Consider the following 12,935-nt stretch of genomic DNA (forward strand, 5'->3'; position numbering starts at 1 on the left):
CGGGTCAGGCCGCCGTCCTGACCGGCGCGGCCTCCGGGACGGCGGCGGCCTGCCGCACGACGCGGCGGCGGCGGACCGGCAGGAGCGTCGGGTGCGCGACGCCCCAGGCCGCGCCCTTGCAGATGATTTCCTTGTAGAGCGCGGCGATCCGGCCGGTCAGGGCGGCGGACTTCGCGCGGTCGTCGGCGGTGACGTACTGGATCAGGCCGTCCTTGCGTCCCAGTGAGATGCACTGGTTGAAGTAGCGCACCGGCACGGTGGGGACCTTGCCGCCGGTCAGCCGGGCCGCGACGGCGTCGGCGGCCTGCCAGGCGGTGGGGACGCCCGAGGCGCACGACATCCGCAGCGGCTTGTCGCCGGGGCCCATCGCCAGGGCCGCGTCGCCGATGGCGTACACGTCCGGGTGGGACACCGAGCGCATGGTCCGGTCGACCACGATCTGTCCGGTGCCGGAGACCTCCAGGGTGGTGGCCTGCGCGATCGGGTGGACGGCGAAGCCCGTGGTCCACACGGTCACCGCGGCCGGGAGGGTGGTGCCGTCGGCGGTGGTCAGGCGGTCGACGTCGACGGCGGTGACGGCGGTGTGCTCGTGGACGGTGATGCCGAGCCGGTCGAAGGTCTTCCGCAGGTGCCCGACGCCCTTGGGCGAGAGCCAGTCGCCGAATCCGCCGCGGACGGCGAGGGCGACGTCGAGGTCGGGCCGGGCCTCGGCGATCTCGGTCGCGGCCTCCACCCCGGTGAGACCGCCGCCGACCACGACCACGGACTCCCCGGCGGCCAGACCGGCCAGGCGCTCGCGCAGCCGGAGGGCTCCGGCGCGGCCGGCGATCTCGTGGGCGTACTCGGCGGTGCCGGGCACACCCTGGTCGTTCCAGCCGCTGCCGAGGGCGTACACGAGCGTGTCGTAGGGCAGGACCTCGTCCGCCCGCTGCCCCGCGCCTTCCGGGGCCGCGACGGTGACGGTCCTGCGGTCCACGTCGACGGCGGTGACCTTCCCCTGCTTGAGTACGACGCCGGTGCCCTCGAACATCTCGGCGAGGGGCCGGGGCGCGAGGTCCTGGCCGGCTGCGAGCTGGTGCATCCGGACGCGTTCGACGAAGTCGGGCTCGGCGTTGACCAGGGTGACGGCGACGTCTTCGCGGTGCAGTCGCCTGGCGATGCGCCCGGCGGCGGTGGCTCCGGTGTAGCCGGCTCCGAGGACGACGATGCGGTGCTGCATGGCGTGGCTCCTGTCATGACGCTGTCTTCAGCGGGTTCGCCTCTTGAACCGGGCGGCCCGCCGTTTCCTGACAGAAGTGCGTTGTGACCTGCGTCACACCGTGAGGGGTCGGGTCAGAAGACCCTGAGCAGCGGCTCTCCGTGGTCTGCGGCGGCCCACAGCCGGGTCGCGCGTTCGAGCTTGTCGGGGTTGACCTGGTTGCGGAACGCGGCGATGCCGTCGGCGGCGACCTCCAGGCACATGACGCCGATGACCCGGCCGTCGAGGACCACGACGAGGGCGGGGTCGCCGTTGGCGGTCCAGGCGTAGACGTCGGGCGAGCCGCCGACCAGGGCACGCTTGGCCGCACCGGGCTTGAACAGGCCCCGCATGAACTTGGCGACCGCGAGGGCACCCTCGAACGCCCTGGCGCGCGCCGGGACCTTCCCGCCGCCGTCGCCGACCGCGACGGCGTCCCCGGTGAGCAGCTGCACGAGCGGCTCGGTCCTGCCGCTGGAGGCGGCCGCGAGGAACTCGTCGATGATCCGCCGGGCGGCGGCCTCGTCGATCTCGGTGCGGGTGCGGGCCCTGCCGTCGGCGACGCGCTTCTTCGCGCGGTGGAGGATCTGCTGGCTGGAGGCCTCGGTGATGTCGAGGATCTCGGCGATCTCCCGGTGCGGATAGTCGAAGGCCTCCCGCAGCACGTACACCGCCCGCTCGTTCGGGGACAGGCGCTCCAGCAGGACGAGCACCGCGTACGAGACCGACTCGCGCTGCTCGGCGGTGTCGGCGGGCCCGAGCATCGGGTCCCCGGCGAGCAGCGGCTCGGGCAGCCATTGCCCCACATAGGTCTCACGCCGGGCACGGGCCGAGGTGAGCTGGTTGAGGCACAGGTTGGTGAGCACCTTCGTCAGCCAGGCCTCGGGGACCTCGATGCGGTCGGTGTCGGCGGCCTGCCAGCGCAGGAACGTCTCCTGGACGGCGTCCTCGGCCTCACTCGCCGACCCGAGCATCCGGTAGGCCACGGCCTCCAGGCGCGGTCGGGAGGCTTCGAACCGGTCCACGTCGTCCAGCGTCAGGGGCATGCCACGGATCCTAACGCCCGCGGGCGTCACCGCCTCCGAGATCCAGTCGCGGTTTCGGGGCGTCCAGGCGGCCCGTCTGAGGGCGCCGGCTGCCCGCGCGGTACGGCACCGGCCAGGGCGCACCCGGGCCGGCGTAACCCTGCTCGGCCGCCGCGTGCAGGGTCCAGTGGGGGTCGTAGAGGTGGGGGCGGGCCAGGGCGCAGAGGTCGGCGCGGCCCGCCAGGATCAGGGAGTTGACGTCGTCCCAGGAGGAGATCGCGCCGACCGCGATCACCGGGACGCCGGTGGCGTGGCGGATCCGGTCCGCGAAGGGCGTCTGGTACGACCGCCCGTACTCGGGCCGTTCGTCGGCCACGACCTGGCCCGTCGACACGTCGATCGCGTCGGCGCCGTGCGCGGCGAAGGCCCGGGCGATCTCGACGGCCTCCTCGGCGGTCGTGCCGCCCTCGGCCCAGTCGGTGGCGGAGACACGGACGGTCATGGGCCGCTCCCCCGGCCACGCGTTCCGTACGGCGTCGAAGACCTCCAGCGGGAAGCGCAGCCGCTTCTCCAGGGAACCGCCGTAGGCGTCGGTGCGCCGGTTGGTCAACGGGGAGAGGAAGCCGGACAGCAGGTAGCCGTGTGCGCAGTGCAGTTCGAGCAGGTCGAAGCCGGCCCGGGCGGCGCGCACCGTGGACGCCGTGAACTGCTCGCGGATGTCGGTCAGTTGGGCACGGGACAGCTCGCGGGGCGTCTGGCTGAACTTCTTGTAGGGGAGCGCGGAGGGGGCCACGAGCGGCCAGTTGCCTTCCTCCAGCGGCTCGTCCATGCCCTCCCACATCAGTTTCGTGGAGCCCTTGCGGCCGCTGTGGCCGAGCTGCACGCCGATGGCGGTGCCGGGTGCCTGAGCGTGCACGAAGTTCGTGATCCGCTTCCACGCCTCGGCCTGCCGGCCGGTGTAGAGACCGGCACAGCCGGGCGTGATCCGGCCCTCCTCGCTGACGCACACCATCTCGGTCATCACGAGCCCGGCCCCGCCCAGCGCCCGGGCGCCCAGGTGGACGAGGTGGAAGTCACCGGGGACGCCGTCCACGGCCGAGTACACGTCCATGGGCGAGACGACGACCCGGTTGCGCAGGGTCAGTCCGCGCAGCCGGAACGGCGTGAACATCGGGGGCGTGCCGGGCGGGCAGCCGAACTCGCGCTCCACCTTCTGCGTGAAGTGGGCGTCGCGCAGCCGCAGGTTGTCGTGCGTGACGCGGCGGCTGCGGGTGAGCAGGTTGAAGGCGAACTGGCGGGGCGGCTGGTCCACGTACAGGGGGAGGTTCTCGAACCACTCCAGACTGGCCCGGGCCGCCCGCTGCGTGGAGGCTACGACGGGGCGCCGTTCCGCCTCGTAGGCGGCCAGGGCCTCGGGCAGCGAACCCTGTTCCTCCAGGCAGGCGGCCAGGGCGAGCGCGTCCTCGACGGCGAGCTTGGTGCCGGAGCCGATGGAGAAGTGGGCGGTGTGGGCGGCGTCCCCGAGGAGGACGACATTGCCGTGCGCCCAGCGGTCGTTGACGACCGTGCGGAACGTTGTCCACGTGGAGTTGTTCGACTGCAGAGGGCGGCCGCGCAGAGCCTCCGCGAAGATCTTGGCGCAGCGCTCGATCGACTCCGCCGTGCCCAGCTCGTCGAAACCGGCGGCGTGCCAGACCTCTTCACGCATCTCGATGATCACCGTCGAGGCGTCCTGCGCGTAGGGGTAGCCGTGGAGCTGCATGACGCCGTGCTCGGTCTCGGCGATCTCGAAGCGGAAGGAGTCGAACGGGAAGTCGGCGGCGAGCCAGATGTAGCGGCAGCGGTGGGACGTCACCCGGGGGCGGAAGACGTCCGCGTGGGTCTCACGGGTGGTGCTGTGGACGCCGTCCGCGGCGATGACCAGGTCGTGGGTGCGTGGGAGGCCGTCCGGGGCCTCGGTGCGGAAGCGGAGGTCGACGCCGAGGTCACGGCAGCGGGTGTGGAGGATCTCGAGCAGCCGCTTGCGGCCCAGGGCCGCGAACCCGTGCCCCGAGGAGGTGTGCCGGCCGCCGCGGTGGACGATGTCGATGTCGTCCCAGCGGGTGAAGTGCCGTTGGAGCGCCTGGTAGACCTCCGGGTCGGCGTGTTCGATGCCGCCGAGGGTTTCGTCGGAGAGGACGACGCCGAAGCCGAAGGTGTCGTCGGGGGCGTTGCGTTCCCAGACGGTGACCTCCCGTCCGGGGTCCAGGCGTTTGAGGAGGGCGGCGGCATAGAGGCCGCCGGGTCCGCCGCCGATGATTGCGACGCGCAGGGCCTGGCTGGGGGCGGTGTGCGGGTGCCGCTCGTTCGTGGCTTGCCGCGCAGTTCCCCGCGCCCCTGAGGGTGTGACCGTCACCGTCCGCTCCATTTCGGGGGGCGCTTCTCCGTGAACGCGGCGTGGAACTCGGCGTAGTCCTCGCCGGTCATCAACAGAGCCTGGGTCGAGGCGTCGAGTTCGATCGAGGCCGCCAGGGGCATGTCCAGTTCCGCCGTGAGCAGTGCCTTGGTCTGGGCGTACGCCAGGGCCGGGCCCTCGGCCAGGCGCCGTGCCAGCCGCTGTGCGCTCTCGTCGGCGGCGCCTTCCTCCGTCAGTTCGCTGATCAGGCCGATGCGCTCGGCCTCCAGGGCGCGGACCGGGTCGCCCAGCATCAGCAGGCGGGTCGCGTGCCCCAGGCCGACGACCCGGGGCAGCAGGTAGGCCGCGCCCATGTCGCCGCCGGAGAGGCCGACGCGCGTGAAGAGGAAGGCGAAGCGGGCGGTCGGGTCGGCGACGCGGAAGTCCGCGGCCAGGGCGAGGACGGCCCCGGCTCCCGCGGCGACGCCGTGCAGTGCCGCGATCACGGGGAACGGGCACTCGCGGATCGCGCGGACCACCTGGCCGGTCATCCGGTTGAAGTCCAGGAGCTGGGCGGTGTCCATGCCGAGGGTGGCGCCGATGATCTCGTCGACGTCTCCGCCGGAGCAGAAGCCGCGGCCCTCGCCGGCCAGCACCAGGGCCCGTACGGACCGCTCCCGGGACAGCTCAGCGAGCAGGTCGCGCAGATCGGCGTAGGCGCCGAAGGTGAGCGCGTTGAGTTTCTCGGGGCGGGCCAGGGTGACGGTCGCGACGCCGTCGGCGACGTCGACGCGCAGATGCTCCCAGCCGGGGGTGCGGGCGGCGGAGCCGGTGAAGGGACTCATGACGTGCGGCCTCCTCGGGCGGGCACTGCCTCACTGAGCTCTACCCCTCGAAGCTATCACCCATCCGTGACTGTCGTCATGAGTGCGCGATAGACCGTACGGGTAGGACTTCGGTGAGGGCCCGGCGCGACCCGGCCCGGTCACATCCGTCACAGATCGTCCACACCGGCGTAACAGCGGGAGCAGCGGTGCGCGGCGGCGCGTTCACCTGGGTAAGCCGTCCGGCATGGAGGCAAGGGCGCCTCCGACGGTGCCCCTCGGACGTCTGCGAAGAGCGGCGCCGTACCATTCTTCAGGTTGAAAGCAGGATCTCCTGCTCCATGAACGGACCCGCCTTGTACGAACTCCCCTCAGCCCCCGCCTCCTGGCGCATCGCGCTGCCGCACACCGCAGCGGCGGTGCCCGTGGCCCGCGCCCTGGTCCGTACGGCGCTGGCCGAGCTGGAACACGGGGCGGACTGCGACACCGCGGAGCTGCTGACGGCAGAGCTGGTGGCGAACGCCGTGGAGCACACCACGGGCGAGACGCCGATAGAGCTGGTCGTGGAGCTGATGCCGTCGGGCTGCCAGGTGGAGGTGCACGACACCGACCCCTCCCCGCCCGGCGACCTCACCTGTCCGGCCGGCGGTCCGCCCGACCCCTGGCAGGAGCACGGGCGGGGGCTGCTGCTGATCCGCGCCCTGAGTTCCTCCTGCGGGCACCGGCCGACCGAGTCCGGCAAGGCGGTCTGGTTCCGGCTGCCCGCTCTGCCGGCTCAGCGACGCCGGTCGGCATGAGCTCCGGCGCGGGGCCCGCCCGGGCCCCGCGCGGGTCGGTGCGGCCGTCGGCGCGGGGGACGCTCAGGCCAGGGTCGCCACCATGACCGCCTTGATGGTGTGCATCCGGTTCTCCGCCTCGTCGAAGACAACCGAGTGGGCCGACTCGAAGACCTCGTCGGAGACCTCCAGGTACTCCAGACCGTAGGCCGCGTGGATCTCCTGGCCGACCCTGGTGCCGAGGTCGTGGAAGGCGGGGAGGCAGTGCAGGAACTTCACGTCCGGGTTGCCGGTGGCGCGCAGGACGTCCATGGTCACGGCGTACGGGGTGAGGGCGGTGATGCGCTCGGCCCAGACCTCCTTCGGCTCCCCCATGGAGACCCAGACGTCCGTGGCGACGAAGTCGGCGCCGCGCACACCCTCCTCCACGGTCTCGGTCAGTGTGATGCGGGCACCGCTGACCTCGGCGAGCGCGCGGGCCCGGTCGACGATCCCCTCGGCCGGCCAGTACTCCTTCGGTGCGACGAGCCGTACGTCCATGCCGAGCAGGGCGCCGGTGACCAGGTAGGAGTTGCCCATGTTGAAGCGGGCGTCGCCGAGGTAGGCGAAGGAGACCTCGTTCAGCGGCTTGGCGCAGTGCTCGGTCATGGTCAGCACGTCGGCGAGCATCTGGGTGGGGTGCCAGTCGTCGGTGAGCCCGTTGTAGACGGGGACCGCCGCGTGCGCCGCCAGCTCCTCCACCTTCTGCTGGCTGTCGCCCCGGTACTCGATGGCGTCGTACATCCGGCCCAGCACCCGTGCGGTGTCCTTGACCGACTCCTTGTGCCCGATCTGGGAGCCGAAGGGGTCGAGGTACGTGGTCGAGGCGCCCTGGTCCGCGGCCGCGACCTCGAAAGCGCAGCGGGTGCGGGTGGAGGTCTTCTCGAAGATCAGCGCGATGTTCCGGCCCTGGAGGTACCGGGGCTCGATCCCGCCCTTCTTGGCGGCCTTGAGGTCGGCGGCCAGCTCGACCAGACCGAGGAACTCCTCCGCGGTGAAGTCCAGCTCTTTGAGCAGATGGCGGCCGGCGAGGGCGGTCGGGACAGTCGCCATGAGGGCGCTCCAGGGATACGGGGGACACAGACTGCTGGAATACTATACGAAGAACAGCATGCCTATACAGGGGGCTCAGGGCTGCGGCTGCCGGGCCCGCGGCTGCCCCCTACACCGGATCGCGTTCGACCGGGCAGCTCATGCACCGCGGCCCGCCCCGGCCGCGGCCCAGCTCGCTCCCCGGGATCTCTATCACCTCGATGCCCTGTTTGCGCAGGTGGGTGTTGGTGGTGGAGTTGCGCTCGTAGGCGACCACGACCCCCGGCTCGACGGCGAGGACGTTGCAGCCGTCGTCCCACTGCTCGCGTTCGGCCGCGTGCACGTCCTGGGTGGCGGTCAGCACGCGGATCTTGTTCAGGCCGAGGGCGGCGGCGATCGCGCGGTGCATGTGCTCCGGCGGATGGTCGGTGACCTTCAGCTCCTTGTCGCCGACGCCCGGCTCGATGGTGTACGAGCGGAGCATGCCGAGGCCCGCGTACTGGGTGAAAGTGTCGCCGTCGACCATCGTCATCACGGTGTCGAGGTGCATGAAGGCACGCCGCTTGGGCATGTCGAGGGCCACGATCGTCTCGGCGGAGCCGGCGGCGAACAGCTTGTGCGCGAGCATCTCAACGGCCTGCGGGGTGGTGCGCTCACTCATGCCGATGAGCACCGCCCCGTTGCCGATGACCAGCACGTCCCCGCCCTCGATGGTCGACGGGTAGTCGGCCTGCCCCTTGGACCACTCGTGGAAGGTCTCGTCGCGGAACAGCGGATGGTGCCGGTAGATCGCCTCGAAGTGCACGGTCTCGCGCTGCCGGGCGGGCCAGCGCATGGCGTTGATGGACACGCCGTCGTAGATCCAGGCGGAGGTGTCGCGGGTGAAGAGGTGGTTGGGCAGCGGGCCCAGCAGGAAGTCGTCCAGCTCCATGACATGGAAGCGCACCGAGGCGGGCTCCGGATTCATGTCGAGGAACTCGCGTTTGGTCATGCCGCCGACCAGGACCTCGGCCAGCTCACGCGCGGGCAGGTTCTCGAAGGCGGCTCTGAGCGGGTCGGTGGCCAGCGGGCCGTACTCCTTCTCGTCGAAGACCCGGTCCAGGACGAGGGATCTGGCCGCCGGGACCTCGAGCGTCTCGGCCAGCAGGTCACCGAAGAGATGGACGGCGACACCGCGGTCGCGCAGCACGTCGGCGAACCCGTCGTGCTCGGCGCGGGCCCTGCGCACCCACAGCACGTCGTCGAAGAGCAGCGAGGTCTTGTTGCTGGGGGTGAGCCTTTTGAGCTCGAGATCAGGCCGGTGCAGGATGACACGGCGCAGGCGCCCGGCCTCGGAGTGGACGTGGTATGCCATGCATCCATCCTGACCGCCAGGACCGCAGTTGACGCACTTCCCGCATGTTTCGACGCGGTTCTGTTCGCGTCCGGGTGACGACAACGGGGTCGCCGTGAAGCGGCTCCGCAGGCGGCGTACGGGGAACGAGGCAGCCGCCCGCTCGGCCCCGGCCTCCCCCACCACGCCCGGCCGGGCACCCGTACCCGGGCGACCGGCCGGGCTCTCGCTACAGTCGCGGGTCCACCGGCTCCGACTCCAGTGCGAGCACCCCGAACACCGCCTCGTGCACCCGCCACAGCGGCTCGCCCTCGGCCAGCCGGTCCAGGGCCTCCAGGCCCAGGGCGTACTCGCGGATCGCCAGGGAACGCTTGTGGTTGAGGAAGCGCGAGCGCAGGCGGGCCAGGTTCTCCGGGCGGGTGTACTCCGGACCGTAGATGATCCTCAGGTACTCGCGGCCGCGGCACTTGATGCCGGGCTGCACCAAGCGGCCCCGGCCGTCGCGGACGACCGCGCCGACCGGCTTGACGACCATGCCCTCGCCGCCGCGGCCGGTCATCTCCAGCCACCAGTCGACGCCGGCCCGGACCGACTCCGGGTCGGCGGTGTCGACGTAGAGCCGGCGGGTGGTCTGGAGCAGGCCGCTGCCGTCGTGCTCGACGAGCCGGTCGAGCAGGGCGAGCTGCTCGTCGTGCGGCAGGCCGGCGAGGCTGCGCCCCTGGACCGCGAGGATCTGGAACGGTGCCAGGCGCACGCCCTCCAGGCCGTCCGTGGTCCAGCAGTAGCGGCGGTACGCCTCGGTGAACGCGGCCGCGTCGGCGGCGCGTTCACCGGTGCGGGTCAGCAGGCTCGCCACGTCCACGCCCCGGTCCGCCGCGCCCCGCAGCGCGCCCAGCGCCTGCGGGAGCACCGCGCCGGACGCGGCGCCCACGGCCGCGTACTGCGACCGCAGCAGACCGGACGCCTTCAGCGACCAGGGCATCAACTCGGCGTCCAGCAGCAGCCAGTCCGTCTCCAGCTCGTCCCAGAGGCCGGCCTCGCCGATCGCCGTGCGCAGCCGGTCGAGGATCTCCTCGGTGAGGGCGTCGTCGTCGAGGAAGGGGCGGCCGGTCCGGGTGTAGAGGGATCCGGTCGGCCCTCCCCCGCTCTCGGCTGCGTTCGACCGGGAGGTGCCCCCGACGCCGAAGCGCTTGCGGGCGGCCTCGGCGTCGCGGCACACCAGGGCCACCGCCCGCGAACCCATGTGCTTCTCCTCGCACACGACCCGGGCGACACCGTCTTCCTTGTACTGGGCGAAGGCCTCCTCGGGGTGCTCCAGGTAGCCCTCGACGTGACTCGTGGCCGTCGGGGCCATGGTCGGCGGGAGGTACGGCAGCAGGCGCGGGTCCACCGCGAAGCGGCTCATGACCTCCAGAGCTGCCGCCGCGTTCTCCTCGCGGATCGAGACGCGGCCCTGGTGCCGTGTCTCCACGACCCTGCGGCCCCGCACGTCCGCCAGGTCCAGCGGACGGCCGTCCTGTCCGCCGGGCGCCTCCGTGCGCAGCGGCTTCGTCGGCTCGTACCAGACCCGCTCCGCGGGCACGTCGGCCAGCTCGCGCTCCGGCCAGCGCAGCGCGGTGAGCTTGCCGCCGAACACCGCGCCCGTGTCCAGGCAGATGGTGTTGTTCAGCCAGGTCGCCTCCGGCACCGGGGTGTGGCCGTAGACGACCGCCGCCCGGCCCCGGTAGTCCTCCGCCCACGGGTAGCGCACCGGCAGGCCGAACTCGTCGGTCTCCCCGGTGGTGTCGCCGTACAGGGCGTGGCTGCGGACCCGGCCGGAGGTGCGCCCGTGGTACTTCTCGGGCAGACCGGCGTGGCAGACGACCAGCCGGCCGCCGTCGAGGACGTAGTGGCTGACGAGGCCGTCGAGGAACTCCCGTACCTCGGCGACGAACTCCTCGCTCTCGCCCGTCATCTGCTCGATGGTCTCGGCGAGGCCGTGGGTGTGCTGGACCTTGCGGCCGCGCAGGTACCGGCCGTACTTGTTCTCGTGGTTGCCGGGCACGCACAGGGCGTTGCCGGACTTCACCATCGCCATGACGCGGCGCAGCACGCCGGGGCTGTCCGGGCCGCGGTCGACCAGGTCGCCGACGAAGACGGCCGTGCGGCCCTCCGGGTGGACACCGTCGACGTAGCCCAGCTTGCCGAGCAGGGCCTCCAGTTCGGCGGCGCAGCCGTGGATGTCTCCGATGATGTCGAACGGGCCGGTCAGGTGGGTCAGGTCGTTGAAGCGCCTCTCGGTGACGACCGTGGCGTGCTCGACCTCCTCCACACCGCGCAGGACGTGCACCTTGCGGAAGCCCTCGCGCTCCAGGTGCCTGAGGGAGCGGCGCAGTTCGCGGGTGTGGCGGTGGATGACCCGGCGGGGCATGTCGGCGCGGTCGGTGCGGGCCGTGTTGCGCTCGGCGCATACCTCCTCGGGCACGTCGAGCACGATCGCGATCGGCAGCACGTCGTACTGCCTGGCGAGGTCGATCAGCTGACGGCGGGAGTCGGACTGCACGCTGGTGGCGTCCACGACCGTGCGGCGGCCTGCGGCAAGGCGCTTGCCCGCGATGTAGTGCAGGACGTCGAAGGCGTCCTTGGTGGCGCCCTGGTCGTTCTCGTCGTCCGAGACGAGACCGCGGCAGAAGTCGGAGGAGATGACCTCGGTGGGCTTGAAGTGCCTGCGGGCGAAGGTGGACTTGCCGGAGCCGGACGCCCCGATCAGCACCACCAGGGACAGGTCGGTGACGGGCAGCACGCGCCCCTGCGTCTCGTCGGTCATGCCGCCTTCGCCTCCTTCGGGGTGGTCATCGTGAACACGGCCATCTGGGTGGGCGGCCCCACCTCCGGGTCGTCGGGGCCGACGGGCTCGAACACGACTCCGTAGCCGTGCCGTTCGGCCACCTCCTCGGCCCAGGCGCGGAACTCCGCCCGGGTCCACTCGAAGCGGTGGTCGCCGTGCCGGACGTGCCCGGCCGGGAGGGACTCCCAGCGCACGTTGTACTCGACGTTCGGGGTGGTCACGAGGACCGTCCTCGGACGCGCGGAGCCGAACACCGCGTACTCCAGGGCGGGCAGCCGCGGCAGGTCGAGGTGCTCGACGACCTCGCTGAGCACGGCGGCGTCGTAGCCCTTGAGCCGGGCGTCGGTGTACGCGAGCGAGCCCTGCAAGAGCCGGACTCGGGAGGCCTGCCGCTCGCCCATGCGGTCCAGCTTGAGCCGCCGGGAGGCGATGGTGAGGGCACGCATCGACACGTCGACACCGACGATCTCGGTGAACGCCGGGTCCTTGAGCAGGGTCTGCACCAACTGGCCCTGGCCGCAGCCGAGGTCGAGCACCCGGGCGGCTCCGGACTGCCGCAGCGCCGTGACGATCGCCTCGCGGCGCTGCACGGCCAGCGGGGTCGGCTTCTCCTCGGCCTCGGTCTCCGCCTCGACGGCGTTGTCGATCTCCTCGACCTCGCTGTCGTCGGTCTCGGCGAGCCGCACCAGCTCCAGGCGCTCGGTGGCCTGTCGGGTCAGCGACCAGCGGCGCGAGAGGTAGCGGCTGGTGATCAGCCGCTGCTCCGGGTGGCCGGGCAGCCAGCCCTCGCCGACGCGCAGCAGCTTGTCGACCTCGTCGGGGGCGACCCAGTAGTGCTTGGCGTCGTCGAGGACCGGGAGCAGGACGTAGAGATGGCGCAGGGCCTCGGCGAGGGTGAGCGTGTCCGATTCCAGGACGAGGCTCACGTACCGCGAGTCACCCCACTCGGGGAACGCGGTGTCCAGTGCCACCGGCTCGGCGGTGACGGCCCAGCCGAGCGGCTCGAAGAGCTTGCGTACGAGGTCGGGGCCGCCGCGGGCGGGCAGGGCGGGCACCTCGACGCGCAGCGGCCTGGCCTGGCCGGGCAGCTCCGGCCGGGCGTTGCAGACGCCCTTCATCGCGCTGGAGAAGACGTTGCTCAGCGCCACGGCGAGCAGGGAGGAGGCCGCGTAGGGGCGGTCGTTGACGTACTGCGCCAGGACCGCGTCCGGAGCGCCGCCGCGGCCCTTGCCCTTGCCGCGCCTGACCAGTGCCACCGCGTCCACCTCCAGCAGCAGCGCCGCCGTGCAGCGTTCGGCGTCCGCCTCGGGGTAGAGGACGTGAGCCGTGCCGTAGGAGGTGGAGAACGCCTGCGCCTTGTCGGGATGCTTGTGCAGCAAGTAGCCGAGGTCGGTGGCGGGGCGTTCCGGCGTGCCGGTGGTCGTGATCGTCAGGAACATGCGGAGGGCCTCTCCGGCTGGGTGGACGT

At 72.0% G+C, this 12,935-nt stretch carries 9 protein-coding genes; 1 reads left to right on the top strand and 8 read right to left on the bottom strand.

Annotated features, from left to right (window positions below):
• Positions 1–4 precede the first annotated feature (4 nt).
• The 4 genes from ACIQU3_RS32460 to ACIQU3_RS32475 form a co-directional block, all read right to left on the bottom strand.
• Positions 5–1,219: an NAD(P)/FAD-dependent oxidoreductase gene (locus ACIQU3_RS32460; protein ID WP_403929146.1), complete on the bottom strand. Its 1,215-nt coding sequence runs from the start codon at positions 1,217–1,219 to the stop codon at positions 5–7.
• 113 nt (positions 1,220–1,332) lie between these two features.
• Positions 1,333–2,283, bottom strand: a complete 951-nt coding sequence (gene sigJ, locus ACIQU3_RS32465; protein ID WP_403741458.1) for an RNA polymerase sigma factor SigJ — start codon at positions 2,281–2,283, stop codon at positions 1,333–1,335.
• Between the two features lie 10 nt (positions 2,284–2,293).
• Entirely contained in the window at positions 2,294–4,669 is a 2,376-nt protein-coding gene (locus ACIQU3_RS32470; protein ID WP_403929148.1) for a bifunctional salicylyl-CoA 5-hydroxylase/oxidoreductase, read from the bottom strand.
• Positions 4,654–5,481, bottom strand: coding sequence for an enoyl-CoA hydratase family protein (locus ACIQU3_RS32475; protein ID WP_403741464.1), 828 nt, complete (start codon positions 5,479–5,481; stop codon positions 4,654–4,656). Before ACIQU3_RS32475 ends, ACIQU3_RS32470 begins: the two co-directional genes overlap by 16 nt.
• A gap of 320 nt (positions 5,482–5,801) precedes the next feature.
• Here ACIQU3_RS32475 and ACIQU3_RS32480 point away from each other — a divergent pair, with 320 nt between their 5' ends.
• The gene (locus ACIQU3_RS32480) at positions 5,802–6,257 is read left to right on the top strand and encodes an ATP-binding protein (RefSeq protein WP_403741467.1); all 456 of its coding nucleotides are present in this window, start codon (positions 5,802–5,804) and stop codon (positions 6,255–6,257) included.
• 63 nt (positions 6,258–6,320) lie between these two features.
• Here ACIQU3_RS32480 and argF read toward each other — a convergent pair whose 3' ends face one another.
• The 4 genes from argF to ACIQU3_RS32500 all read right to left on the bottom strand — a co-directional run bounded on the left by argF (position 6,321) and on the right by ACIQU3_RS32500 (position 12,906).
• Positions 6,321–7,328, bottom strand: a complete 1,008-nt coding sequence (argF, locus tag ACIQU3_RS32485; protein ID WP_403741470.1) for an ornithine carbamoyltransferase — start codon at positions 7,326–7,328, stop codon at positions 6,321–6,323.
• 109 nt (positions 7,329–7,437) lie between these two features.
• Positions 7,438–8,661, bottom strand: coding sequence for an arginine deiminase (locus tag ACIQU3_RS32490; protein ID WP_403741473.1), 1,224 nt, complete (start codon positions 8,659–8,661; stop codon positions 7,438–7,440).
• Positions 8,662–8,869: 208 nt separating this feature from the next.
• Complete coding sequence (locus tag ACIQU3_RS32495) at positions 8,870–11,446, bottom strand: polynucleotide kinase-phosphatase (RefSeq protein ID WP_403929151.1); 2,577 nt, start codon at positions 11,444–11,446, stop codon at positions 8,870–8,872.
• Positions 11,443–12,906, bottom strand: a complete 1,464-nt coding sequence (locus ACIQU3_RS32500) for a 3' terminal RNA ribose 2'-O-methyltransferase Hen1 (protein ID WP_403929153.1) — start codon at positions 12,904–12,906, stop codon at positions 11,443–11,445. The genes ACIQU3_RS32495 and ACIQU3_RS32500 overlap by 4 nt, the downstream gene beginning before the upstream one ends.
• Positions 12,907–12,935: the final 29 nt, after the last annotated feature.

This window comes from Streptomyces sp. NPDC101110, assembly GCF_044759525.1.
Classification (GTDB): Bacteria; Actinomycetota; Actinomycetes; order Streptomycetales; family Streptomycetaceae; genus Streptomyces.